The organism is Streptomyces sp. NPDC055025, from assembly GCF_053608565.1.
Window position 1 is genome coordinate 1 of record NZ_JBSGVS010000085.1, and the last position, 22,657, is coordinate 22,657.

Consider the following 22,657-nt stretch of genomic DNA (forward strand, 5'->3'; position numbering starts at 1 on the left):
CCGCGTCGGCGGCAAGTCCCGCGCCCTTGGCGGCGGTACGGGCGTTCTCGGCCGCCGTCCGCGCCGCGGCCGCGTTGCCCGCGTCCACCGCCGCGTCCGCGGCGGCGCTCCGCGCACGTGACGCCGCCTGCGAGGCACCCGCCGCGGCGGCGGCCGCCTGCGAGGCCGCGTTCGCCGCCACCCGCGCCGAATTGTTCGCCGCGCGCGACGCGTCGATCGCCTGCTGCGCCGAAGCGGCGGCCTGGGACGCCGCCTTCGCGGCCCGGCCCGCGGCGCGCGCCGCCTTGTCCGTGTCGTCCTTGGCCGCCTCGGCCTCCGAAGCGGCCCTCAGCGCCGCCTCCTTGGCGAGCCGCGCCGCCTCGACCGCCTTCGCGGACTCCGCCTTGGCCGCCGCGGTCTCCTTGGCCGCCTGCCGGCCCGCCTCCTTCGCCTGCTCGGCGAGCTGCGCGACCGTCGCGTGCTCCTGGTCCTTGGCACGGGCGACGAACTGCCCGACCTCCAGGAACTCCCGGATGTCCGCGGCGCCGCCGCTCAGCGCGATACGGCCCGCGGCCCGCACATTGGTACCGCCCACACTGATGACCTGGACGAGCCGCACCCGCTCGTCCTGCTCGCGCTGGACGTACTGGCCCTCCCGCAGGAACGCCCTGACGTCGTCCGACGAGCCGTTCAGCGCGGCCCGCCCGGCGTCCTGCACATTCGGCCCGCCCGCGTCGATGACCTGGGCCGCCCGCACCCGGTCATCCTGCTCCATCGGAGCCTCCCAGCCCCAGTTCAGGAAGACCTCCAGGTCCTCCTGGGTTCCCGTGAGAGCCGTACGGGCGGCGGTCAGCAGCTCCGTACCGCCCACCGAGGCGAGCTGGGCGGCGCTCACCCGCTCGTCCTGGAAGGACAGATCGTCCACGGCCGCCAGGAACGTCCGCACATCGGCGTCACTGCCCGTCAGCGCCGCCTCGGCAGCGGCCTTGACACCAGGACCGCCCTCCTTCCAGAAGTCGACGACCTGACCGCGGTCGGTCGCGGTCACCTCCGCGAGAGCGGCGATCCGCGCCGTTTCCCGGGGGAGTTCACCGGCGGTGGCGGGCGCGGAGCCCAGCAGACCGACGGTGAGGGTGAGGGGCAGCAGGCCCAATGCCGCCGCGCGCAGCACGCGCGACGCTTTCCCGGGCATTTCCCGCCCGTTCATTCTTCGATTCACAGGACACCCGTCTCGTCATCGGCGACACATATCACCGGTCGCCAAATATCGGAGAAGTGAGCATAACGCTCGCGATCTTTCGGGTGAATCGGATATCCGGCCGACGGCGCTATGAGCGGAATGCGTCACTGATCGTCCGACAGCCCATGACTTGTCGTCACATACCGTCAACTGTCATGGAGTTGACGAGAGTTGAAGGGTTAAATCACATTGACGACCGGTCAACAGGGAGGTTAAGTTTCGGTTTCGCCTTTTCACTTTCATTACTCGATGGACAACGGCCCTCATATATGCAGGCGCCATGCCAGTAAGGAGTGCGGGATGGCTTTCCGCACCCGTAGCCTTTTGATTTCCGGGGTCCTCGGCGCTCTCGTCGCGGTCATCGGAATTCCCCTCGCCGCCGCCATGACTCCGCCACCTCGCGAGCGGCGGCCGACATATCACGAGCGGCGGCCGACGTACCGCCGGTCGCGGTGGAGGACTACACCTACCCCGGTGCCGCCGATGTCCTGGCGACCGAGGGCATCGAGCTGAGGAGGGGCGACGGACGCGTCCTGCTCGTGGAGTGCGACACCACGCCCGATTGACGCGCCCCCCGCGCGGACGCGCGCCCGTTCACGGTGGGGCGAGAGTTCGGCGCACGACGTCCGTCAGCGTATCGGCGGCGTCCGCCAGGTTGTCCATGATGAGCGGGAGACGGGGGTCGAGCGTGGACGGGTGGCGCGGCTCGGTCCGGAGCCGGCCGAGCGGGGGAAGCGGGCCGAGTGGCTCCAGGGTTCTGAGCGCTTCGGCGAGGGAGTTCATCGTGGTGCCGAAGGCGGAGGCCATGGTGTCCAGCCGGCCCGCATCGGTACGGGCCGTCGCACCGCCCTTGCCGGCGGCCGACCCGTGCGGCGGGACGACGGCGTGCAGGGAGAGTTCGCAGTGGGCCAGCCTGGCCACCGCGGCGATGAATGTCACGGCGGCGGCGGGAGTCAGCGGGGGATGCGGGGGCTCCTCGGCCAGCCGCGCCGTGGAGGCCTCGGCGTCGGTGCGCGCGCGGCGGGCGGCGGCTTGCAGGGCGCGCAGCTGGGCCGGGCCGAACGCCCCGGGGTGGGCCAGCTGGCGCAGCAGGGCGGTGGCGTACGTGCCGTTGGCCTCGACGAGCCGGGCGAACTTCTCCTGCGCGGTGAGGCCCTCCCAGGTCGGCCACACGGAGTAGGCGACGAGCGCGATCGCCCCTCCGATCGCGGTGTCGACGAGGCGAGCCATGGCGGTGGTCTCCGCCGGGAAGCCGAGGATGTCCAGGAGGATCACGATGTAGGCGGTGAGGAAGCAGCTGTAGAGCAGGTAGTTCACCGCGAACAGGGCATAGGCCGCCGCGACGGTGAGCGCGGCGGCGGTGATCAGCCAGCCTGGGGCGGAGTGGGCCGGCCAGGCCGCCGCCGCGCCGAGGCCGGCCCCGGCCAGTGTGCCGATCACGCGTTGGGTGCTGCGGTACACCGTGGAGGTGTAGTCGGGCTTGAGCACCAGGAAGATCGTCAGGACCACCCACCGGCCCTCGAACAGGCCGGTGGTCTGGACGAGCACTTCGGCGAGCCCGGCGACCACGGCCAGCCGCACCGCGTGACGTCCGGTCTCGCCGGCGGGGGTGAGGTTGGCGCGCAGGGTGAGCGCGGTCCATCCGATGTCGTCCTGCGCGGTCGGTACGACGGTTCGTCTCTTCCCGTCGCCCTCAGGGCCGCGCCCCGCCGGCGAGTCGAGGCGGGCCAGTTCCCCGGTGACGGCACGGAGCTGCCCGAAGAGCGCCTCGGCGGCCCAGTGCGTCCGCGTGCCGGAGTGAGCACCCAGCTCTGTCACGTACTGGCGCAGTTCGCCGGCCCGTTCGACACGGTCGGCGTGTCCGGAGCTCAGTGTGTCCGCGACGAGGTCCAGCGCGCGGGCGGCGGCGGCGAAGTCGGACACGGCCTCCGAGAGGCCGTCGGCGGCGCTCTCGGCCAGCGCCGCGAGCGAGGTGCGGACGCGCTCGGCCTGTTCGAGCAGGCCGAGGTGGTTCAGCCGTACGGCCGCGGACAGCAGCGGGTTGGGGTCGGCCAGCGCCGCGGCGGCCGGGAAGGGCCTCGCAGGCGGCGGCCCGAAGTGCCCGGCCGCCAGGCGGGAGGCGTACGCCGCGAGGAGCCGGTAGGACTCGGCCAGCGCCGCGCGCTCCCGGTCGCCTCGCCGGAATGCCCAGGAAAGGGCGACGAGAATGCCTTGGAACAATCCCCCGGCGAGTACCAGACCGGCTCTCAGCGCCGCGTCCCTCGGTCCGAGTGGAATGGCGACCGCGATCAGCAGCGCGACGGACCACTGGATGGCCGCCACGCTCAGCCGCGGTCCGAGACACACGGCCAGCCCGACGATGTACCCCCAGACGATGACGACGGGTACCAGCATCCATGGCGCGGCCGCGGCGGTGGTCCCGCCGACGAAGGTGGACACGGCCATGCCGACGCTGGCCAGCGCCACGGCCGTCACCCGGCTGCGGGTCACGCCCTGAAACGATGTGAACCCGGCCGGCAGCGCTCCCAGCGACGCGAAAGCACCGTAGTCGAGATGCCCGCCGGCCGCCCCGGCCACGAGCGGCACCACCACACCGACCGTCACCCGGACCGCGCGCCAGGGCGCGAGATCCCGCCAGTGGAACGGGCCGAGCTCCAGCAGCTTCCGCCACCGGATCCCGCTCCAGTAGCCGCGGGCGGACCGCAGCCCCCCGCTCACCCGGTGGCGTAGAGGGTCGGTCACGGCTGCCCGCCGTCCCCGCGCACCGGAGGGAGGCGGCCTGAACAGCCCTGAGAACCCGGCGCGCGGCGCGTGTCAGACAAGGAACTCGGCAAGCGGGAAGGAGCGGTGGCGGCGTGGTGGAACCAGATAGTTCTGCCGGTGGGTCGTGTTCAGGACCGAGTTGATACCGGCGTGAGGGCTGCGCGGTTCGACAGGGAGTGTCCTGTCGGGATAGTGGCCGTCCATCGAGAGCCGAACGAGATTGAAGAGCGCGATCGTCGGCTGGAACTGAACGAAGTGCAGCCCGGCCGCCGGCTTCTCGCTGTAGTGGTCCGCCGCCGGATCGGACGTGTAGTGGAACGGATTGTCCAGCGTGTCGAAGTCGCCGCGCACGGGGATGGTGGTCCCCGTGGGGTACGCCTTCCCGTAGTTGCTGGTCATCGGCGATGTGGTGCTGTCCACCTCCGACATGCTCCCGGTGTGGCCGTAGGAGTGGTATCGCTTGACCCCTTCCGCCACCTCGGCCTCGCTCTGCCCCGCCGGCTGGAGGGCGAGCGTGCCCGGCGCGGGCGCGGGCGAGAGTCCGGGATGGAGCATCGCCCCGACGCGGTCCCCGAATTGGGGGAAGTTCTGTTCGTACCAGGTCACCAGATCCTGGAACAGGTGCGAGAGATGCATGGTGGTGCCCTGTTTGAAGTAACCGTCGGGCCACTGATCGGTGAGGCCGGGCAGGGTCTCCAGATTGGCGATGGTGCCGGGTCCCATATTCGAATCCAGGGTGGTGGCGAAGCCGAGGAAGCCCTGCGCCTGCCGGGGGATCGACCGCGCCCCGGGGATACCGGCTGCCAGCGCCAGCTTGCTCGGCAGGCCCTGCTGCCCGTAGAAACCGCCCCCGGAGAAGCCCTGGCGGATACTCGTCACCGTGAACAGGCTGCCCGCCCGGTTGCTTCCAGGCCCGAAGAGGGCGTCGGAGGCCGCCAGGATATTGGCGATCGAGTCGCTGCGGAGCAGCACGGCCACGTCGTTCTGTTCCAAGCGGACCGGTCCGAAGCCGGGCGGGGGCTCGTCGCTGGGGAACGTCCTGGCCTCCTGCACCGCGTATACGGTACGGCCCTCCGTCTTGGAGGTCACCAGATCGACCGGCAGATACGCCGGGTACGGCGTTCCCGCCTTGAAGAAGCCCGACACCTTGCCCAGGGTTGGAATGTACTGCCGGAAGTAGGGCAGTCCCCAGGCCACCGTGGTGGCCACTCCTGTGGGCGTGGGCGGAAATCGGCGTTCCACATCCAGGAGGACGGATTCGAGGTGGTGCTGCGCCTCCCGCAACTCCTTGGCATTCGCCGATACATTCAGCCTCGCGGTAACGACATGATCGTGCAGGGCCGGCACCCGGACCGCAATCGTGCCTTTGCCGCTCTTCACACCCGAGCCATTGACCATGACCACCTGCTCGTTCTGCAGGATATATTGCTCCTGGATGGGCGGGCCGCCGGCGGCAGCGGTCCGGTCCGGTGGTTTCACCATGGTATCGATCATCTTATAGATTCCGGCGGACGCCAGAGCGGCACCGAAGGTGCCCGCTGTCCCTTGAAGAAGGCGTCGCCTACTCAATTTCCCGCGCGATCGCCCCGCCCGCGTATTTTCGTTGCCATCTGTCATGAAACGTATTCCCCACTGTGGAGCAGATGTCCGCCATCACCCGGCATCGAAGGCCTGACCTGCTCGAATGACCGTGATTGACTGCCGCGATACAACCACATGGGCCTGGGGCATCGAAGCCAACACGCGGCCTGGGACAACGAAAGATCCCCGTCGGCAAGCAAGCACGAGTTCGGATATCCAGGGCGATCCGCAACACGGCGAAGAACACGAACCTTTCGGCCGGCGCGCTATTCCACTCCGCCCGCGGAAGCGACCGCATGCCGGCCGAGTTCGCACCGGGATCTGATTCGACAACGCCATGGCCGAATGCTTCTTCGGCGCCCTGAAGAACGAGCGTGCGTCAAGGGCGACTTACCCGGCCCGTGAGAACGCCCGGCAGCACATCACTCGCCACATCGAATTCACGCGTGAAATGGACGATCAAACGCCTGTCCGGAAAACGCGAGGCGCCTCACAGGCCGGAGGCCCTTTCCCAGGAAAAGCCGCAGGTGGCGGCAGACGAGTCGGGCTGTACGCCGGAAAGGGTGCACATACAGGTCTTCACCTGCGGAAACGTGGTTCGGAAGAAGCCGATCGCCACGCCATCGCCACACCCCTGGCGAAGAGGGGTGGCGCCGCCACTTCTAGGCGGCGGCCTCTCCATGCTCGAACACCTCAGCGGGGATCTCAACATCCTCAGTCTCCTCGAAGAAAACTGTCTCAAGGGCCTTCCTGTCTCGCGCCGCAGCACCCTTCACCTGATGGCGGTAGACCTCGCGCAGCTCGTCCGGCGAGGCGTGGCCCATGTAGATCTGCACCGTGGACTCGGCGACGCCTTGGTCCAGGGCGTGCGAGGCGAAGCTGTGCCTCAAGTCATGGAAGCGGAAGTCCTCGGGGAGTCCAGCCACGGCAAGCGCCCGCTTGAACGTCTTATAAAAGGCGTTGCGGCGGATCACGTTGCCTCTGGACGAGCGGAAGAGGATCTCCCTGCCTTCGGTGTCGACCAGCACGGATTGACTGTCCAGGTGGTCAAGGAGCACACGATGCGTGAACGCGGGAAGCGGCACCTCTCGGCCGTGCGAACTCTTGGTCTTGTTGTAGTCGACGAGCAAGGGCTTCTTGTTCTTCAGGACGATGACCTGCCGCTGCACAACCAGAGTTCCGGCCGCGAAGTCGATGGAGTCCCGGCACAGGCCAAAGGCTTCACCCGAGCGGAGTCCGCATCCGACACCCAGCATGATCAAGGCCCGGCTGTGCTCGGGCATCGCCTCATACAGAGCCCAGATCTGTTCGCGCGTCGCCGGGACGATGCCCTTGCGTGTGATCTCGGGCAGAACAATGTCCACGCACGGCGAGAAGGGGATGATTCTCTTACGGACGGCACTGATAATGCAGGAACGGAACGTCGCGTAGATCAGATGAATCGTACGGGGGGCCAGCCCCTTGGGAACCAAATCGTGGTCGATCCAGCGCTGTACGTCCACGGCATCTATGCGGTGCAGGAACATCCCACCGAAGGCGGGCTGGATGTGCTTCGCCATATTCATCTCATACGACTCCTGCGTTCCCGGCTTTCGCCCAGGTCGCTTGATCCATTCCTCCGAGTAGGCCAGGAACGTCGTCCGCAGGTGCTTGGGCCTGACAGCGAGTCCGTTGTCCTTGGCGTCGAGCACCTTGCGCTCGTACGCCTGGGCATCGGACTTCTTCTTGAACGTCATGTCGGCCGGGTCGCCGTTGGCGTCCCTTACACGGGCCGTCCAGCCGTGCATGCAGTCCACGCGCTCGCACTCGCAACGCTTGAGGCAAACGCACTTCTCCAGGTTCTTGTGTCTGCACCTCTCGGCGCAGAGGCAGACGCACTTGCAGCGCTTGCTTACAGACATGTCACTCCCTTTCATTTTCGGTGGTGGGGTAGGCGGATTGCGGGGCTGTCAGGTGGCCTGCCGGTCGATCCACTTCTCAAGGTCGGCGGGACGACACCGAAGCTGGTTGCCGATGCGACGGAAGGGGATCTCGGCACGCCGCCAGTTGCCGTAGACCCAGCTACGGGGCTTATCGAGGTAGGCGGCCACTTCGTCGAGCGTCAGCAGTTTGGTCAGCACTCGGGCCGCCTTCGCTCACGCAGTTCGGCCGCAGCAAGGTCGTGGACTGCGCGCCAAGCAGGGGCCGCCGAGTCGAGCGCCTTCTTTCGATCCGTCTGGAGCGTTCGGATGGCAGCTGGCGCGAGTACGGGGTCCTCGACGCCGAGGATCTTCGCGACTCGACCGAGCAGCTCCGCCGGATCTTCCGCCGGAGACTGCTGGACGTGGCGCGAGTACACCCGGCATTCCTGACCGGAGACTCCGAGTACCCAGCCCCATCCGTTCTTGAGGGCCTTCTCGCTGTACTCCATCAGGCGGTGGCTCCGTAATGGGCCATGCGGGACTGGGAGGTCAGGTGGTACATGCCGTAGTCGCACTCGTAGAAGCGGTTCTCGCGAAGCAGCCCGCGCCGCGTCCCCTTGCGATCTCCCGCGCGGTGGCGCTTGGCCTGAGCCTTGCCCAACGCCTTCGCGGCCAGCCGCTCATCCTCGTAGCCGCGCTTGGCTCCGCACTCACACGTTCTGAACTCGACTGTCGTGATGGACATACGCTTTTCCTTGCTCACTTCCTGAATTTGTCGCATGGGCAGGTGGGTATCTGGCAGGCGCCTCGGGCAGCGCTGGCGGCGGAGTGGGTGAAGGGCGCGTGGCCGCAGTCGGGGTGCTGGCAGTAGCCCTTCCAGCCCTTCTTGCCGTCCACGTTGGCGAGCATCACGCCGGGGGCGTAGAGCTTGACCAGGCGGCCGGTGCCGCCGATGGAGAGCTTCGAGGCGAAGGCGCGGGCCTCGGATTCATTTCCGAACGGAGCCCAGTTGAGACCCCGGCTTCCGTCACTCCAGGTGTGAACGAAGGCCACCCAGTCGCGCATCTGGAGGATCTCGCCGACCTCCTTGATCAGCGCCTTCGCCATCTGGTCGGCGTTGTCGAAGCCTGGATCTTCCAGCAGCGCCTTAACGGCCTCGACCTCCTCCTTGCGGGGGGTGATCCTCACGCGCCACCAGAGGGGTCGAGGAGCTTCTCCAGGCGGCTCACGACGGTGCCGAGCATCTCGGAGTCCTGCTCGGGGTGAGCGTCGTACCGCAGCTCATCCCATTCGCGGAGGCTGTCGCCCGGTACGTCGCCATCCTCGTCGCGGAATTCGTCGAGTTCGGCCTCCTGCTTCTCCCACAATCTGTGGATGTCGCCGAGGATGCCGCGGATTTCCGACTTGAGAACGTGGGGCGTCTGCGGGCCTGCGAGGTCGGCGACGAGTTCGGCGGTCTCGGCGGTCGGGTTGACGACGTGGACGGGGAAGCGGAACCAGTCCGGGTCGAGTGCCCAGCCGAAGCCGGCGACCTTCCAGCCTCCATCTCGGGTCTTGGTTCCGCTGTCGCCGTCCGCGTCCTGGACCTCCGTGCCGGCGGGGAGTTCATCGAGCACAGCGGGGCTGCCGATAAGGGTGGTGGTTGCGTTCATGGGGTGTTCCCTCCTTCTGATTGCCACACTATCTCAATGATGTCGCCTGAACAACTCTTACATTGAAGCGACGATCGAACGGATGCTGGCACCGAGCTGGTCGACGGTGCCGACATTGAGCACCGTGGCGTCGAACTCCCACCCGCCAAGGGCGTTCTCGCTGATGTGCTCAGCTCCGTCGATCAGGGCTTGGCTCGGCCTGACGATCTTGACCACCAGGCCGCCTCGGGCCTTGATCTCCTCGGCCTCGTTGCGGAACCGCACGTCGGTGATGACGGCCGGGCTCCCCCAGCTCCCGTAGTCCCTGAAGAGGGTGTCGATCCAGATCCGCTCGTCGATCACCCGGCGTCCGGCCTCGGTGCCGAGCCGCTGGAGGTACCCGCGCACCTCGGGGAACTCGCTCTTCACGTAGTCCCAGCCGTAGTTGTCGACCTCCCAGGCGACGGTGGTCGTGCCGGCCTCGCTCAGGGGGTCGATCAACACGGGGTTGAGGTGGTAGAGCATCTCTCGAACGGGGTCGGCGAACGCCTTGCGCTGCCAGCCGCAGTCCGCGAGCGAGGAGGCCGCGGTGTCCTTGCCGGAGCGGGCGGCACCCGCGAGTCCGAGCAGTGGGGTCTTCATTGGTGGGGTTCCTATCCTTCGAGGCTGTCGACGAGCCGATGCAGGCCGGGCGCGTGCACGGAGCCTTCGCACACGTCGCAGTCGCAGTCGTGCAGGCAGAACGAGCAGCCGAGTTCGTCGCAGTACGGGTCAGGCCCGTGCCACTGGTGGGTCGGGTCGGGGTCCGGACAACCCCAGCTTTCACAGCTCCGGTCCTTGGACCAGGTGGGGTAGCGGATGTGCTCACGGCGACCGAGAAGTCCGTGCACCAAGGGCTCGCCGGGGCACGCGAAGGTCGACCTGCTCGCCGAGTCGTGGTCGGTGAAGGCGGCCCGGCAGCGCAGGCACTGAAGACGCTGCTCGGGCCGCTTCCGCAGGTGGTGTTTCACGCGACGGCAGGGAGGCGCGCGAAGTCGCCGTCCGCGTGGAGAGTCACCGAGTTGGAGCGGGTCGGGGTGGCGTCGGGCTCGTCGGAGATGTGCAGGCGCCACTTCTTGACGCGCTTGCCCCAGTCCTGGACCGTCACCACCTCGGGGTTCGCGAGCAGCCGCCCGACGCGGGTCACGGTGTGTCCTCTGGTGTCGTTGCCCGTAGCCGTCACCCTGTCCCCGGCGGCGAGGGTAGCGATGGGAGTGCGCTCGGGCTTGGAGGCGGCCGGCCGGAGCGCGTTGGCCAGTTCCTCGAAGTTCGCCAGAAGGGCAAGCTGCTGACGGTGGCCCTCGATCTGGGCCTCCAGCTTGGCGACTTCTTTCTCCGTGGCCTTCATGGTCATGGTGGTGTCGTGGCGCCGCCCTGGGAGTCGGTAGCGGGCGTACGCGGTGGCGTGCTCCCAGACGAGCTGGGTGTCGGCGATGTGGGCTTCGAGGACGGAGCGCAGTGCAGCGCGCATCCGATCGTTCGCAGCGTCGGAGATGACCTCGGTCTTGAAGTCCGCCAGGACTCGGCGGAACCGGAACCGAGTCGCGTCCTCGGGTTCGGCGACGCTGAGCATGGTCGTCCCCTTGTCGATGTCGACGCCGTTGACGGTGAAGTGGGCGGGCGTCTTGTCGTATCCGGTGCTCGTCACCAGCACCTCGAAGAAGGAAGGCAGCAGCTCGACCTCTCGGCGAAACTGCGGCAGGACGTGGACGAGTCCGGCGACGCGGCGGCCGGTGATCTCGTAGGAGGCGATCCAGTCCTTCTTGGCGGGGTCCACCTCGGCGTCGATGACGCGGCGGACGTGCATGGTGCCGTACTCGGTCTCGATCGGAGTGGCCGGCGGGTTCGTCGTCATGGTTTTCTCCTCATTTCGGCTGGCTTCATCAGGCCGCGGGAACCACCCCGCGACGACCTCCCTCCTGGAGGTTTCGCCACACTCTTACAATGGGGTCAGCGTGTAACACTGCGCGACGGGGATGCCCCACTCCTTCGCGTGGGTGATGCAGCCCTCGGCGCACTGGACGAAGAAGGCGAGCGCCTTCTCGGCGGCCTCCTCGACGGTGCTGGCGAACTCGAAGCGCGGGTCCTGCATGGCCAGCAGCTCACCGTTGAAGATCAGGTAGAGGTGCTCGCCGAGCCAGTAGATCTGGCCGCCCCCGCTCGGGTTGTTGGCGTTGCGCTCGTGGAACATGGCGTCCCCGGTGGGGCCGCGTTCGATGCGGACGCGGAGGCTGGCTCCGTCCGACAGCGCGACGGCTTCGGTGTGGGTGCTCATGCGACCAGCGCCTTCGCCGTGTGGAAGCGGAGCGCGTCGCGCGCCGCCGAGACGGCCCACTCGAACCCGTAGTGGCCGTAGCAGGAGTCGACTTCCTCCCACTCGGTTCTGGTCTCGGTCGCGTCGTCGGTCCGTACCCAGTCGACGGCCTCCTCGACGATGTACCCGTAGACCTCGCCGTCAGCCCATGCCTGGTACTCCGCCCGCTCGGCGTCGAGGTACGCCTCCGGCAGCATGCCGAGATCTTCGGCGTCCTCGCCCATCAGGTACCAGAGGGAGACGGCGCCGCGCTCGGGCCGGGACTCGATGACGATGGCGTTGTGGAAGATGCGGGCCCAGCGCGTGAAGGTCTCGACGCCCTTCCACCGGTTCCAGCTCACGCGGCCCCAGGCGTCGGCTAGCGGGCCGCCGTCCTTGTCGACGGGTGCGTAGCAGCCGAGGTGCGTGTCGATGGTGATCACATGCGCCAGGTGGTCGAAGTCCTCGCGCGGGTTGATCGCGCACTCGTCGGGGACCAGGCGGACCCGGAAACGGCCGTCCTCGGTCGTGTCGATGATGTCGTGCATGGTTTCTCCTTGCAGGTGAGTTGGGGTCAGGCGGCCAGTGCGTGAGCTGGTCGTCCTCCGGTGGTGGAGTAGATCTCGGCGAGGTAGGCGCGGAGCCGGGGCTCCCAGTCGAGGCCGAGCAGACTGCCGATCACGACGCCGCCCATTGGTGGGGCGACCACATCGCCGATCTGCTGGGTGCAGCTCGACCGGGAGCCGGTCCACGGGTAGCCGGGGCGGAAGCCGACCAGGAGCGCGGCCTCGTCGAGGCTGAACCTGCGGTCCTTGTCGTGCTCCCAGTACCAACCCCTGATCTTCGAGGTGATACCGGTCGCGGGCTTGTCCGCGCTCCAGCAGTTCCCGCCGGCCGTCTTACGGACGCCACGCGTGTTGACGCGGATACCGGTCGGCCAGTCGAGGGCCTCGGCTGCGGTTGTGGTCGGCATCGGCGCCTTGGGCGTGAGGGCGTCGAGATCCACGTAGGAGTGACGCGCGGCCATCATGAAGACGCGCTTCCTGCGGGAAGCGAGTCCGTAGTCCACGGCGTCCAGGACGCGGTACTCCGCGCTGCACCAGTCCGCCGACCACAGCTCCTCACGGAGGCCGTCGAGGACCAGCTCCGGCAGGGCCGAACTCTGCTCCATGGCCAGCCACCGGAGGTTGTCCCACTGCGCGGTCAGGCTGAGCGACCAGATCAACACCTCGGCGATCAGGCCGATCCGCTCGTCCGTCATCTGCGCAATCGGGGCCCGAACCTCGTCCAGCGTGAGAAGGGGGCCGGTGAATCCGCCGAACCCATCCCACTCCGGGTCGTCGCAGATCAGGCACTCGCCTTCCCATTCGCAGGAGCCGGAGTCGTGCCAGTGCCCGAAGGTCGCCTCGAAGGCCGCGGTGAACACGTCCAAGAGAAGTTCCTGATTGCGCGGGTCCTGTCCGGCTCGCTTGCCTGCTGGGGTCCAGCACTGGCATGGCGCCGTGACGATCAGTCCGCGCACCCAGCGGAGGGCGGGGTGCTTGGGGTCGAGGTGCCGCACGTCCATGACGATGCGCTGGAATCCTGCCGCGCGGGCCGTGGCGGAGGCGTCCTTGTTGAGTTCGACGCCCACGGTGTCGAGCTGGTGGCCGAGAACGTCGCGGACTCCCACGTCGAGGCCGCCGGGTCCGCAGAAGAGGTAGACCACGCGGTCGGGGTCGCCCTCCTCGGGCGGGTAGAGCCACCGTGCCGGCCAAGGCGCGGCAAGCTGCTCCAGCTCCTCGGCGGAGAGCTGGTCGAGGTCCAGCTCGGAGGTCGGGATGAGCGCGCCGGCCGTCTCCAGGGAGCGGAAGGACATCACTCGTCCTCGTCCCAGTCGATGTCGACGGTCTCCACGCTGGTCAGCCAGTCTCCGACGATCTCCCAGTGGTAGCCGGGGCGTATCAGTCCGTCGCTCCCGTAGACGTTGCGTTGGCAGTCGGCGCACTCGTACGGCTGGTAGTTGCCGGGGTAGCGGATAGGGCCGCTGCACTCCACACAGCGGACGACGTTCAGGGGCGGTTCGGTCTGCACGGGGGCAGGGGTGTTGGGCATCGGTATCCTTGGGGGCGATGCTGGCTGGCATCATCAGGCGAAGCGCACCACCGCTTCACGACCCGCCCTCACCAAGCGGGTTTCGCCGAGCGCCCGCCCCCGCCACTTCGTATGGCAGGGGCCGGGCGCTTGTGCCTCAGACGGTGTTGACGACTTCGACGACTTCCTTCGACTGGATCTCGCAGAAGGCGGGTTCGCACTCGTACCACTCGCCCTCGTTGTCCTCCAGCCAGTCGCGGAGGGCGTCGTCGTCGCAGACCTCGCCGTCCTCGTCGAGGAACTCCTCGGGCACGTCGATCTCGATCTCGACATCTCCGTGCGTGATCTCTTCGACCGTGAACTTGACGATCTTCTTCATGACGGTGGCTCCCAGGTGGATTCGGATGCGGCACGGGCCGCAGGTCAGGTCTTCGTCGAGCAGCTCGGGCGCGTCCCCGCACTCGACGCAGGGTTCGGGAGTCATCGGGTCATGAAGACGTAGATGCCGCCGAAGGCGTCCTCGGCGTGGAATCCGCCGGTGAACAGGTCGTGCGACGCGCGCTCCCAGTCGATTTCGTTGAACGGCCACTGGGTCAGGCGGGCTTTCTCCGCCTCGTCGGAGGTCTCCTCGAACCACTCGCGGGCGAAGTCGGCCTCGCTGTCGTGGAATCCGCGGAACTCGCTGCGGAACTGGTCCACCCACTGATCGGGCTCCGTGTCGGAGCCGAACTCGGAGAACCACGCGCCGAAGGCGGCGCCTTCGTCGTCACCGAGTCCGGCCAGGGCCTCGGCGATCTCGGCGGCGTGGCTCGGGGAGCACTCCCCGGTGATCGTGCCGTGGAAGTTGTCGTGGTCCATGACCCACAGCTCTTCGTGCTGGGTCTCGCGGCCGTGGAGGTCTGCGGGGGTCACGAGGTCCGCCGTGTCGGCGTCGTACCAATCCCCTGTCAGGCGACCGGCGTTGTAGCAGGCCAGGCACCCGATCCACACGCGCGGGGTATCGAGAGAGGTGAGGGTGTTCATGTGTCCTCGCTGTTGATGTCGGCTGGCTTCGTCAGGCGGGGCACACCACTGCCCCGCGACCTCCTTTCGGAGGTTTCGCCTGGTAATCGGTCAGAGTTCGGCGTCGTCGAGAACCGGGCGGACGCTGCGCCAGCGGGTCACGCCCATGGACTTGCTGATGCCGTCCGAGGCCGCCTGGAGGCTCGCCGCGCACTCGGCGCACAGGAACTTCGTGAACGCGACGGAGCGGGTCCACGGACCGCGCCGGCCGGTCGCCAGGCCGCAGTCCTCACACAGGCCGCCGCCGCTGATGTGCTTGAACGCCACGGCCGTGTTGCCCGTGTGCGGGCTCGTCGTCTCGACGTAGGCGTGCGCTTCGCGGGCTGCGGCCTTGAATGCGTCGCGGAATCCGTCGTTGAGCCAGATGCCGGCGTGGCGCCAGGCGCCGCACGTCCCGTCGTGTTCCTCGGGGCGCTCGTATCCGCAGTCGCAGACGTAGAGGTCGTATCGCCAGCTCACCAGTCGAGTCCCAACGCCTTCACCAGGTCGTCGACACTCGCGTGTTCCTGTCCGGAGGGATGATGCGATTCCTCCTCGGGCAGCATCTCGTTCGGCAGGGAGAAGACGAGCTGTTCGGCGAGGTCTGCCAGGTTGCACAGCGTGTACCACTCGTCCGTGCCCGGGTCGTAATCCGTGCGCCACTTATCGACTTCTCGGGTGACCGCAAGCACCTCGCGGACCTTTTCCTGTATTCGCTGGTGTTCCATGTTTCCTCACTGAAAGGGATGCGGCTGGCATCGTCAGGAAGCGGGCACCACCCCGCCTCGACCCCCTTTCGGGAGTTTCGCCAGTTGCTACAGAGCTGTCTTTGTCGGATTTCCGGCCAGCACGGTGGCGAAGTGCGCCATCATGACCATGGCCATGTCCTCAAGTTCCGTACCACCGTCGGGAATTGGGGCTCCGAGAATTCGGAGCGTGGAAAGGGAGCGGGTGAGAAGCCGTTCCATGTCGTCCGTGTCGACGAGATCCGAGCAGAGGTCGCAGGCCCGCCACCGGCCGTCGTTCAAGAGAGGGCTCACCACTCCGTCGTCGCTCATCAGGGCGACGTGGGCGCGGAGCTGCGGGACGTAGAGCCACCGGGCCCCGGGCAGGCAGCAGAAGTCGCAGTCGGTCATCGCGTCCACCACTCAGGCCGCGAGGGCGTGGGCGTACTGCGCGAGGTCCACCGCGGTCGGCTGGGGGTCGTCGTCCCACGTCTCGGTGCCCTGGTTGTGAGCGTCGCCGTACTCGTCTCCCTCGGCGTGGCACTCCAGCCACGACAGCCCGGCGTCCTCGCGGCCGGCCGCGATGAGCAGCCCAGCAATGGCGTCGACCTCGTTGCAGGTGAAGGAGGTGCCGACCATCGACGCGAGCATTCCGTCGTCGAAGACCTGGGCGAAGTGGTGCGCGGCGTCCTGAATTGCGGACTCGCGGACGAGCACGGCAAATCCGGTCTCGGCCACCTCGGCGGCGGCCTGGCGGATCTGTTCCAATTCGGCGTGCAGGCGAGCGTTCTCGCCGAGTGCGGCCAGGTATTCGTCCGCGATGTGCTCGCGGAGTTCGACCTTCGCGCGGCGGCGGACCAGGGCGGAGGTAATGAAGGGGATGCGCATATCTGTCCTTAGCAAGCTGGCTGGCATCGTCAGGGGGGAGGGACCACCTCCCGCCGACCCCGATTGGGGTTTCGCCTTCGCTGGGTGCCGCCCCTCCCCGAGGGGGAGCAGGAAGGGGCGGCGGTCAATGTCCGGCTCAGCGCCGGTAAACCGGAATGGGGGTGTCGGCGGGGCCTTCCCAGATCACCCATTCGCCGTGAAAGCCGATTTCGATACGGGCGGTCTCCGGGGTGGGCCGGGTCCGGATCAGGACGCGGCCGACTCGCCACCCGTCAGTTCGGTTGCGGGAGGGCGACGCGGCCAGGCCGATGATCTGGTCACCGCCCCTGATCTCGCGGGCGGACACCGGCTCTGAGCGCATGGCGCACGAAACTCCGATGGAGTGGTTGTTCTCCCAGGACCGGTAGTACGGACGCGGCACCTTGCGCATCTCGGGGATGGCGATGTCCTCACGCACCGGCCGCCTCCAGGAGGGCGAGCTGACCGGGGATCTCGTTGCGCATGAAGGTGCGTCCGAGGTCGAGGAAGTGTTCACGCCGGGCGGCGTCGTACGCCTCGCGGGCGTCGTTCCAGTCCACGTACGCGTCCTCCCACTGGTCCAGCTCCCAGAACGACTCGCGACCGAACTCGCAGATGGAGTCCTGGTCTTCGGAGGAGTCGAACGGGTAGTGCAGCCGGATGTCCTCCAGGGCCTCGTCGAGGTTGACCATGAAGCGCTCGTGGCGCTGCTCGTAGTAGTCGTCCTCGGCGATGAAGGGGTGGTCGTGCTTGACATACTCGGCCAGGGCGACGGCCAGGCGGAACGCGGCGGTGTACGTGCGGGTGCCGTGGCAGTCGCCCGCACACTCCTTCCCGAAGCACAAGCCCGCGTCGGCCTCCAGCTCAGCGATGACCGCCGGGGTCAGGAAGACGGGCCCCTTGCAGTAGGTACACCGCTCGTCGGCGTCAGCCGCGTTCGCCTCCCGCTCGTAGAAGGACGTGTCGAGGCACTCGTAGCACCGGAAGTCGCCCTCCCGAACCAGAAGGCCGGTCTGCCTGCCGTGGGTGCGGTCGCGGTCGTCGAGGACATGGCTGTCCCGTTCCTCGGAGGGGTCGCACCCCGGCCGGCATTCGTCGGCATGGGTGCCGGGACAGTCCGGCTCGCACCCGCCCTCGAAGACCTGGACGTAGAGCTGCGCCACGTCCCAGGCCGAGGAGCCACCACCGCACTCGTAGACCTGCTCGTCCGAAACCACAGTGTCGGTGCGGCCCTCGTCGGCAGCGGAGCGAATCAGGTCGCGCGCCACCTCGAAGTTCGACTTGTCACCGATCCACCCGGCGCGGTCGTCGTTCCAGGTGAACATCTCGACGTGCGTCGGCTGGTCCCCGTCGAGGGGGTTGCCCGTGTGCCACGTGGGCCAGGCCGCGTAGTCGTCGTCGAGGCCCTCGGCGTACTGCGCGAGAGTCTCGTCCGACGCAGGGTCGAACGGGTACAGCATGGGTCCTCGCTTTCGGGGTGAGCGGCTGGCTCATCAGGCCCCGGACACCACTCCGGGACGACGCCCCCTCCAATCAGGAGAGGACCGTTTCGCCACACTCTTACAATCGGGGCTCAGGAAGCGACGGGCGCGGCGAGCTTCCGCTCCAGTTCGAGGGCGAGCAGCTTCCAGAGGTCGCGCTCGACCATCAGCCCCATGGCGGCCTTGATCCAGCCGATCTTGGCGGACTCCATGTCGGCCAGCTCGTCTTCCGCTTCCACCAGCTCGGCCTTCACGGCGTCCAGCTCCAGGGCGAGCAGGAAGGCGCGCTCCGCCAGGTTCTCGGCTCGCTCGGCCAGGTCCGGCCCGGCAGTCGGGTGGTTGATCTTGTTCAGGGTGACGGTCATGTCGGTCCCCTTTCAGGGGTCGGTGAGTATCGGCCGCCGGATCGGCGGCACGGATCGAGTACAGCCACACTCTTACGATCAGGCCGTTCCCAGCGCCCCCCGGTGGCTTCGCACCTACGCCCAAGGCGTCCGGGAGGCCCGACCCTTCGGGCCGGATGTTCAGCAAGGTGATCTTTTCGGGTAACGATGGCGGATCGCTCAAGCCATCGGACTCACCGTTCCACCACCTCTCGAACCGGCCGGATTCCTCCGGCCCGTTCGGTTCGTTCCGGCCGGTTTCCCGGCCCGTTCGAATGAACGGTGAGCCCTGACCTCCGAAGTCCACACGGCTGCCCTGACATCGCTTCCCACGGGCATCCGAGGGTTGCTTCTCACCCAGCGCCTACCCCGAAGAACGGGGCGGTTCGCAGGCTTCACCAGGACCGTACGGGCGGGACTGCGGACAAAGAGAATCCGCGCCACTGCCTGTCACGTTGGCTGTACCCCAGGGGTTCGGCGTCGTCTCCGACACGCTCCCATCATCGGCAGGATGCCCCGCCTCCGGATCACGCACCTTCAAGCCCACCTGTGCCCTGCGTACCCACCCACACCGCGATGCGGTTGCGACATCCGCCTTTGAGGCGGGGCCGGGTGAGCGACAAGCTCAGTTCGTTCGCCGTAGCGGCCTGAGCCGGTCCGGCTTGGCTTCGACCCTAGCGGGCCTCGGCCGTTTTGCGCAACTCTTACAATCGCTGCATTGCTACCCGCCACGAGAGCCGGTCGGCCAGGCAATCCCAGTGTCCTGACCGCTGCCCGGCGTTCCCGTTCGGCGTTGGCCCCAACCCTAGCGGGTCGGTCCCGTCCTGAGCAACTCTTGCAATCGCTTCGAGTGCTTGTCTCCGCTTCGCTGGCCCGCCTTGCGGCTGGCGTCCCGTTGTGGCGACGAGGAGAACACTACAGCAATAGCCACACTCTTGCAATCCCGGGAACAAAGCGGCAGTTCAGAGGCCCTTTAGCGGCTGTCCGGGTGGCTGTCTGTGCCGTTCTCCGGGCCGAACTCTGGCCCGTTGACAGGCAGGCAGGCGAACGGCCCGCGATCCGGTCCGGGTACTGCCTTGGGGGGTGCGGGGGGTGAGTGCGTCCGCATATGGCGCGCGATCTTAGACCAGGCCCGGCGGGGTGGGGGTATGACCCCCGGTACGCGAAGGCCCGCACCGCCACGTCTTAGCAGCTCGGGTTCTGCCACGGTTCCAAGGTCGGCCAGCGCGCCTTCCGCTCGTGCAACGCGGCCGTCACGAAAGACGGTTATCGGACTCCGCCGCCTTCCAGACATGCCAGAATATGCGACGAAGTGCCTATACCTAACGGCAGAGGCCCGCGCGTCTACAACTGGCCCTACCCACACGCGACGGCGGAAACGTCCCGGGCAAGGTGCTGTGGTCCGAGGGACAGGCCAGTCCTTCACCCTCAGCGCTGCGCTGTCTCTGGACTATTGGTCCCTGGCCTGTCTCTCACCCTCGGCGCCAAACGGGGATGAGGCACTACCCACCCGAACCGGGGTTCCCGCCAAACCCGGTTCCGATCGGAAGGACTTTGCGATGGCCAGCAACCTTGACCCGTGAGCCGCGGACTGCTGATCACGCTGGGCGCAAGCGCAGTCACAGCGTCGGCCGCAGTCGCCCCCTGGATCGCCGTTGCCCTGCTTGGCCTGCTCTCGACCGTGATTGTTGGCATCTTCATGCCGGCCGTCTGGTCGAAGAGGCCCGCCAGGCGACGTGACGCACGCCTCCTCTCCGAACGCATCCTTCGGCTGCTAGAGCGGAGGCGCTGACGAATCCCTCACGAGCCACACGTGCGCCACCGCCTTCGGTACGAGCCCCGTCGCCTGCTTACTCAGCGACGGGGCTCGGCCATCTGGTTACACCGTTGAGTCGCTCTCGGGCGTCAGCCCTTCAGGGCCTTAAGCGCGGTCGGGCGGGACATCACGCGGCCGGTCTTGTTGGCGACGCTGTTCTTCGATAGGCCATCTCGATGCGCGCCGCGCATCGCTTCTGCCAGCACCTTGCCCGCCTGTTCTGCGGCATGGTCGGCGACAAGCTTCGCCTCGATGGCCACTTCAAGGGCCCACACTGATGGCACAGCCGGTGCCGGGTCATCGACTGCGGCATAGGCACCGTTCGTGCCCACCACTTCCACCGCCTCGATCTCCTGCCCGGCGTGCTCCATCGGAGGCTTCACCAGCCAGCCCTTTAGGATTTCGCGGCCGAGGTCGTGAGCGGTTCCCGTCCAGTCGGCTGCGATGCCGGTGGCGATCTCCCGCCCGTCGATAGCCTGCGGGTCGGGCCCGACGATCGTGTACTCGTAGATCAGAGCTTCGCGGTCATCTGTCATGCCGCCAGGATGCCAGTCAACGCCTTGACTGGTCAATGGTTTTACCAGTAAAAGCGTTGACTGGCTCATGGGTCCTGGTCAGGCGGCCTGAGCCTCGCCCAGGTACCGATATCCGGACCGTTCGGAGCAACCGAGCCGTTTGGCCAGCGTCGAACCGGTGACCTTCTTGCCCTCGGCTTGCATGGCGGCGACGGTGTTCTTGACGACGGCCATTGGGACGGCCTTCCTGGCAGTACCCTGCCGCTGAGGCTTTCGCTCCACCCTCTCCACCGCTGCCAGCTCGCCCATCAGCTCGTCCGCCATCTCGTCCGCCTCGGCTGTCAGTTCCTCGACGGTGTCAGCAAGCACTTCGTACTCGTTCAGGATGCCGTGACACCTGGACACGAGTTGTCGGCCTGCCAGGTCGAAAGCCTCCGCGACTTCGCCGGCGAAGTACGCCAATACTTCTTCGAGTTCAAGGAGCCGCTCGGCTGCGGCGACCTCGGCGGCCGGCACGGCTGCCATGTGCAACATGTGAGCCACGACCAGAGGCGGCACAGCAGAGACCATCGCCACCAGAACGGCCGAGGTGTTCATATAGCCCTGCTCGATGAGGTGTGCCACGACCTGTGCTGACAGTGCCAGGCCGAGCGCGGCGCCAGCGCCGACGGTGGCAGTAAGGCGACCTGGCAGTGCCATCCTGCGGCGGACTTCGGCGATGACGGCCGCTGCGGCTGCGTAGGCGGAGATGCAGACCGGCATGAGCCAGGCGACCCAGCCGTGCCAGCCCGCGGCCTGTGCCATCTGGATCTCTCCGGGCACGGACATGGCGAGTGCCGCCACTAGGACGAGCGGCCTGCCAGCCACGAAGACGGCCTTGGCGTACCAGGGCATGTGCATGGACGTAGACATGGGTGTTCCCTTGAGTTCGAGCGCTGGCAGGATCAGGCGGCGGCGAAGGCTGGGCAGCCGTGGCGGCGGGCGGCGCTGGCAGTTCCAGCATTGGCGCGGCGCTGGCGGATGGCGGCCAGCAGCCCGGCCGCCTCGTCGCTGATGGGCGCGGGCTGGTCCTTGGCAATCGGGGCCGGAGCCGGGGCTCCGAGGATGTGGGCGGTGGCCCGCTCCATCTCTGCGCGGCACAGCTTGCACAAGTCTTGCGTAACCCCGGCGGGAAACACGGCGTCGCAGGACTGGCAGCGATGGCGGGCGTCCGGGGCGGGCGGCGCCTTCGGCGGGGGCATGGCCGGCATCTGGTTCTTCAGCCGGTACGAGACCAGGGCGGCTGCGGAGTCGACACTTTCCGGCAGGCGGGTGGTCAGGGCTGCCACGATCTTCATGGGGGTGTGGCCCTGGGCAAGCCAGGCGGAGGCGAGGGGGGCCAGGCGGAGAACTTCGCTGGTACTGAGTGCCAGGCGACGGTCCGCGTCGCCGAGCTGCGCGAGGGTTGCGGCGGCCCGACCGGTCACTGCGTCGTCGTGGTCGTCATCGCCGGAGGCATCTTCCTCCTCCTCGGTTCGAGACGGCAGCGCCTCGTCGCCGTTGGGCTGGAGCTCGGGGAGGAGGTTCTTTCCCTGGTTCTTTTCCCCCCTGGGAAGATCGCCGACGCCCCGGCTCTTCGGTGCACCGACCGCCGGGATGTGGTCCATCGGCAGGTCAGAGACGTGGGTCTGCGTTCCCCAGAGTCCGGTGTCAGGGTCTTGGCCACGCTCGCGGCGAAGGTAGCCCGCCTTCTCCAGCGCGCTGAACGCTTTCGACACGGCGCGGCGGCCTTCCTCGACCTGATCGGTCACGGTGTCGACGGTGGCGCGGGTGCCGTCCGGGAGCGACAGGAGGGTGACGAGCAAACCTCGGGCGGACAGGGACAAGGCGCTGTGGCGTACGGCCGCGTTGGGGACGACGACGAAGGCACGGTCGTGCCGGTTGCGATGCACTCGCATCGAGAGATACCCCTCTCGGTCGACAACCCCGGCCAGTGTTCGCGCACCGTCGAGCCAGGGTCGTTTGCTTGCTGTGCCGTGCACCATACGCAAGAGTGTGGCCACATTGCAAGAGTTGATCCAACGATCCGCCATCCACCCATGAGAGAGTGTGGCTGTGCTCACACGTGCTCGTGTTCCAGGTTGGCCGCCAGGCTCCGTATATACGAGTAGACGGTTGAGCTCCACGGCTTGAGGGCTTTGCCAATGGCCCCCTCCGGGGGCCCATTTCTGATGCCCCCTTCGCCGGTGCCCAGAGCCTCTTATCGATACGCCCCTGGAGGCTCTATGTCCTGGACGGGTTCCGACCGCAG

General features: G+C 67.6%; 28 protein-coding genes and 5 other RNA genes. All 33 read right to left on the reverse strand.

All coding sequences use genetic code 11. The features are described 5' to 3' along the window. A partial coding sequence (locus tag ACWGDX_RS35245) for an ALF repeat-containing protein (protein ID WP_453632306.1) occupies positions 1–1,171 on the reverse strand: 1,171 nt, incomplete at its 3' end. A gap of 642 nt (positions 1,172–1,813) precedes the next feature. Further along, positions 1,814–3,961 carry an FUSC family protein gene (locus ACWGDX_RS35250; RefSeq protein ID WP_453632308.1) on the reverse strand — a complete coding sequence of 716 codons (2,148 nt, stop codon included), beginning with the start codon at positions 3,959–3,961 and terminating at the stop codon, positions 1,814–1,816. Positions 3,962–4,033: 72 nt separating this feature from the next. Further along, positions 4,034–5,464, reverse strand: coding sequence for a DUF7405 family protein (locus ACWGDX_RS35255; protein ID WP_453632310.1), 1,431 nt, complete (start codon positions 5,462–5,464; stop codon positions 4,034–4,036). Positions 5,465–6,225: 761 nt separating this feature from the next. Next, on the reverse strand, positions 6,226–7,299 hold the full coding sequence (locus tag ACWGDX_RS35260) for a tyrosine-type recombinase/integrase (protein WP_453632312.1): 1,074 nt from the start codon (positions 7,297–7,299) through the stop codon (positions 6,226–6,228). Between the two features lie 213 nt (positions 7,300–7,512). Further along, a complete protein-coding gene (locus tag ACWGDX_RS35265) occupies positions 7,513–7,683 on the reverse strand; it encodes a helix-turn-helix domain-containing protein (RefSeq protein ID WP_453632314.1) in 171 nt (56 codons plus the stop codon). After that, positions 7,677–7,973: a hypothetical protein gene (locus tag ACWGDX_RS35270; protein ID WP_453632316.1), complete on the reverse strand. Its 297-nt coding sequence runs from the start codon at positions 7,971–7,973 to the stop codon at positions 7,677–7,679. The genes ACWGDX_RS35265 and ACWGDX_RS35270 overlap by 7 nt, the downstream gene beginning before the upstream one ends. Beyond that, entirely contained in the window at positions 7,973–8,209 is a 237-nt protein-coding gene (locus ACWGDX_RS35275; protein ID WP_453632318.1) for a hypothetical protein, read from the reverse strand. Before ACWGDX_RS35275 ends, ACWGDX_RS35270 begins: the two co-directional genes overlap by 1 nt. Positions 8,210–8,223: 14 nt before the next feature. Continuing rightward, on the reverse strand, positions 8,224–8,652 hold the full coding sequence (locus ACWGDX_RS35280) for a hypothetical protein (protein WP_453632320.1): 429 nt from the start codon (positions 8,650–8,652) through the stop codon (positions 8,224–8,226). Next, a complete protein-coding gene (locus ACWGDX_RS35285) occupies positions 8,649–9,116 on the reverse strand; it encodes a hypothetical protein (protein WP_453632322.1) in 468 nt (155 codons plus the stop codon). The genes ACWGDX_RS35280 and ACWGDX_RS35285 overlap by 4 nt, the downstream gene beginning before the upstream one ends. Before the next feature lie 57 nt (positions 9,117–9,173). Next, positions 9,174–9,737 carry a deoxynucleotide monophosphate kinase family protein gene (locus tag ACWGDX_RS35290; protein ID WP_453632324.1) on the reverse strand — a complete coding sequence of 188 codons (564 nt, stop codon included), beginning with the start codon at positions 9,735–9,737 and terminating at the stop codon, positions 9,174–9,176. An 11-nt stretch (positions 9,738–9,748) separates the two neighbouring features. Continuing rightward, positions 9,749–10,105 (reverse strand): hypothetical protein, encoded by a 357-nt coding sequence (locus ACWGDX_RS35295; RefSeq protein ID WP_453632326.1) that lies wholly within the window; start codon positions 10,103–10,105, stop codon positions 9,749–9,751. Continuing rightward, a complete protein-coding gene (locus tag ACWGDX_RS35300) occupies positions 10,102–10,989 on the reverse strand; it encodes a hypothetical protein (RefSeq protein ID WP_453632328.1) in 888 nt (295 codons plus the stop codon). The genes ACWGDX_RS35295 and ACWGDX_RS35300 overlap by 4 nt, the downstream gene beginning before the upstream one ends. A 13-nt stretch (positions 10,990–11,002) precedes the next feature. Beyond that, positions 11,003–11,068: hammerhead ribozyme type II (locus ACWGDX_RS35305), an RNA gene on the reverse strand. Between the two features lie 5 nt (positions 11,069–11,073). Further along, complete coding sequence (locus tag ACWGDX_RS35310) at positions 11,074–11,409, reverse strand: hypothetical protein (protein WP_453632330.1); 336 nt, start codon at positions 11,407–11,409, stop codon at positions 11,074–11,076. Continuing rightward, the gene (locus tag ACWGDX_RS35315; RefSeq protein WP_453632332.1) at positions 11,406–11,975 is read right to left on the reverse strand and encodes a hypothetical protein; all 570 of its coding nucleotides are present in this window, start codon (positions 11,973–11,975) and stop codon (positions 11,406–11,408) included. The genes ACWGDX_RS35310 and ACWGDX_RS35315 overlap by 4 nt, the downstream gene beginning before the upstream one ends. 26 nt (positions 11,976–12,001) lie before the next feature. Continuing rightward, positions 12,002–13,285, reverse strand: a complete 1,284-nt coding sequence (locus ACWGDX_RS35320; protein WP_453632334.1) for a DNA cytosine methyltransferase — start codon at positions 13,283–13,285, stop codon at positions 12,002–12,004. Beyond that, the gene (locus ACWGDX_RS35325; protein ID WP_453632336.1) at positions 13,285–13,521 is read right to left on the reverse strand and encodes a hypothetical protein; all 237 of its coding nucleotides are present in this window, start codon (positions 13,519–13,521) and stop codon (positions 13,285–13,287) included. Before ACWGDX_RS35325 ends, ACWGDX_RS35320 begins: the two co-directional genes overlap by 1 nt. A gap of 18 nt (positions 13,522–13,539) precedes the next feature. After that, positions 13,540–13,609, reverse strand: an RNA gene (locus tag ACWGDX_RS35330) — hammerhead ribozyme type II. A gap of 48 nt (positions 13,610–13,657) precedes the next feature. Continuing rightward, positions 13,658–13,984, reverse strand: a complete 327-nt coding sequence (locus ACWGDX_RS35335; RefSeq protein ID WP_453632338.1) for a hypothetical protein — start codon at positions 13,982–13,984, stop codon at positions 13,658–13,660. Beyond that, the gene (locus ACWGDX_RS35340; RefSeq protein WP_453632339.1) at positions 13,981–14,523 is read right to left on the reverse strand and encodes an antirestriction protein ArdA; all 543 of its coding nucleotides are present in this window, start codon (positions 14,521–14,523) and stop codon (positions 13,981–13,983) included. Before ACWGDX_RS35340 ends, ACWGDX_RS35335 begins: the two co-directional genes overlap by 4 nt. 16 nt (positions 14,524–14,539) lie before the next feature. After that, an RNA gene (locus tag ACWGDX_RS35345) (hammerhead ribozyme type II) lies at positions 14,540–14,604 on the reverse strand. A gap of 9 nt (positions 14,605–14,613) precedes the next feature. Then, positions 14,614–15,021, reverse strand: a complete 408-nt coding sequence (locus ACWGDX_RS35350; RefSeq protein WP_453632341.1) for a hypothetical protein — start codon at positions 15,019–15,021, stop codon at positions 14,614–14,616. After that, positions 15,018–15,269, reverse strand: coding sequence for a hypothetical protein (locus tag ACWGDX_RS35355; protein ID WP_453632343.1), 252 nt, complete (start codon positions 15,267–15,269; stop codon positions 15,018–15,020). The genes ACWGDX_RS35350 and ACWGDX_RS35355 overlap by 4 nt, the downstream gene beginning before the upstream one ends. Before the next feature lie 18 nt (positions 15,270–15,287). Then, positions 15,288–15,352: hammerhead ribozyme type II (locus tag ACWGDX_RS35360), an RNA gene on the reverse strand. Positions 15,353–15,356: 4 nt separating this feature from the next. Next, the gene (locus ACWGDX_RS35365; protein WP_453632345.1) at positions 15,357–15,677 is read right to left on the reverse strand and encodes a hypothetical protein; all 321 of its coding nucleotides are present in this window, start codon (positions 15,675–15,677) and stop codon (positions 15,357–15,359) included. Between the two features lie 12 nt (positions 15,678–15,689). Then, the gene (locus ACWGDX_RS35370) at positions 15,690–16,154 is read right to left on the reverse strand and encodes a hypothetical protein (RefSeq protein WP_453632347.1); all 465 of its coding nucleotides are present in this window, start codon (positions 16,152–16,154) and stop codon (positions 15,690–15,692) included. A gap of 136 nt (positions 16,155–16,290) precedes the next feature. Beyond that, positions 16,291–16,611 (reverse strand): hypothetical protein, encoded by a 321-nt coding sequence (locus tag ACWGDX_RS35375; RefSeq protein WP_453632349.1) that lies wholly within the window; start codon positions 16,609–16,611, stop codon positions 16,291–16,293. Continuing rightward, positions 16,604–17,632, reverse strand: a complete 1,029-nt coding sequence (locus tag ACWGDX_RS35380; protein ID WP_453632350.1) for a hypothetical protein — start codon at positions 17,630–17,632, stop codon at positions 16,604–16,606. The genes ACWGDX_RS35375 and ACWGDX_RS35380 overlap by 8 nt, the downstream gene beginning before the upstream one ends. A 19-nt stretch (positions 17,633–17,651) precedes the next feature. Continuing rightward, positions 17,652–17,727: hammerhead ribozyme type II (locus ACWGDX_RS35385), an RNA gene on the reverse strand. Between the two features lie 18 nt (positions 17,728–17,745). Then, a complete protein-coding gene (locus ACWGDX_RS35390) occupies positions 17,746–18,018 on the reverse strand; it encodes a hypothetical protein (RefSeq protein WP_453632352.1) in 273 nt (90 codons plus the stop codon). 1,923 nt (positions 18,019–19,941) lie between these two features. Beyond that, positions 19,942–20,388 (reverse strand): hypothetical protein, encoded by a 447-nt coding sequence (locus ACWGDX_RS35395; RefSeq protein ID WP_453632354.1) that lies wholly within the window; start codon positions 20,386–20,388, stop codon positions 19,942–19,944. 78 nt (positions 20,389–20,466) lie between these two features. Next, complete coding sequence (locus tag ACWGDX_RS35400; protein ID WP_453632355.1) at positions 20,467–21,279, reverse strand: hypothetical protein; 813 nt, start codon at positions 21,277–21,279, stop codon at positions 20,467–20,469. A gap of 32 nt (positions 21,280–21,311) precedes the next feature. Then, positions 21,312–22,391, reverse strand: a complete 1,080-nt coding sequence (locus ACWGDX_RS35405; RefSeq protein ID WP_453632357.1) for a hypothetical protein — start codon at positions 22,389–22,391, stop codon at positions 21,312–21,314. Positions 22,392–22,657: the final 266 nt, after the last annotated feature.

Coding starts and splice junctions, on each gene's coding strand:
- ACWGDX_RS35395 (WP_453632354.1), bottom strand. CDS start 20,388: ATGACAGATGACCGCGAAGCTCTGATCTACGAGTACACGATCGTCGGG.
- ACWGDX_RS35285 (WP_453632322.1), bottom strand. CDS start 9,116: ATGAACGCAACCACCACCCTTATCGGCAGCCCCGCTGTGCTCGATGAA.
- ACWGDX_RS35320 (WP_453632334.1), bottom strand. CDS start 13,285: ATGTCCTTCCGCTCCCTGGAGACGGCCGGCGCGCTCATCCCGACCTCC.
- ACWGDX_RS35355 (WP_453632343.1), bottom strand. CDS start 15,269: ATGGAACACCAGCGAATACAGGAAAAGGTCCGCGAGGTGCTTGCGGTC.
- ACWGDX_RS35260 (WP_453632312.1), bottom strand. CDS start 7,299: ATGACGTTCAAGAAGAAGTCCGATGCCCAGGCGTACGAGCGCAAGGTG.
- ACWGDX_RS35290 (WP_453632324.1), bottom strand. CDS start 9,737: ATGAAGACCCCACTGCTCGGACTCGCGGGTGCCGCCCGCTCCGGCAAG.
- ACWGDX_RS35370 (WP_453632347.1), bottom strand. CDS start 16,154: ATGCGCATCCCCTTCATTACCTCCGCCCTGGTCCGCCGCCGCGCGAAG.
- ACWGDX_RS35315 (WP_453632332.1), bottom strand. CDS start 11,975: ATGCACGACATCATCGACACGACCGAGGACGGCCGTTTCCGGGTCCGC.
- ACWGDX_RS35400 (WP_453632355.1), bottom strand. CDS start 21,279: ATGTCTACGTCCATGCACATGCCCTGGTACGCCAAGGCCGTCTTCGTG.
- ACWGDX_RS35405 (WP_453632357.1), bottom strand. CDS start 22,391: ATGGTGCACGGCACAGCAAGCAAACGACCCTGGCTCGACGGTGCGCGA.
- ACWGDX_RS35340 (WP_453632339.1), bottom strand. CDS start 14,523: ATGAACACCCTCACCTCTCTCGATACCCCGCGCGTGTGGATCGGGTGC.
- ACWGDX_RS35310 (WP_453632330.1), bottom strand. CDS start 11,409: ATGAGCACCCACACCGAAGCCGTCGCGCTGTCGGACGGAGCCAGCCTC.
- ACWGDX_RS35300 (WP_453632328.1), bottom strand. CDS start 10,989: ATGACGACGAACCCGCCGGCCACTCCGATCGAGACCGAGTACGGCACC.
- ACWGDX_RS35255 (WP_453632310.1), bottom strand. CDS start 5,464: ATGGTGAAACCACCGGACCGGACCGCTGCCGCCGGCGGCCCGCCCATC.
- ACWGDX_RS35390 (WP_453632352.1), bottom strand. CDS start 18,018: ATGACCGTCACCCTGAACAAGATCAACCACCCGACTGCCGGGCCGGAC.
- ACWGDX_RS35325 (WP_453632336.1), bottom strand. CDS start 13,521: ATGCCCAACACCCCTGCCCCCGTGCAGACCGAACCGCCCCTGAACGTC.
- ACWGDX_RS35335 (WP_453632338.1), bottom strand. CDS start 13,984: ATGACTCCCGAACCCTGCGTCGAGTGCGGGGACGCGCCCGAGCTGCTC.
- ACWGDX_RS35275 (WP_453632318.1), bottom strand. CDS start 8,209: ATGTCCATCACGACAGTCGAGTTCAGAACGTGTGAGTGCGGAGCCAAG.
- ACWGDX_RS35365 (WP_453632345.1), bottom strand. CDS start 15,677: ATGACCGACTGCGACTTCTGCTGCCTGCCCGGGGCCCGGTGGCTCTAC.
- ACWGDX_RS35380 (WP_453632350.1), bottom strand. CDS start 17,632: ATGCTGTACCCGTTCGACCCTGCGTCGGACGAGACTCTCGCGCAGTAC.
- ACWGDX_RS35270 (WP_453632316.1), bottom strand. CDS start 7,973: ATGGAGTACAGCGAGAAGGCCCTCAAGAACGGATGGGGCTGGGTACTC.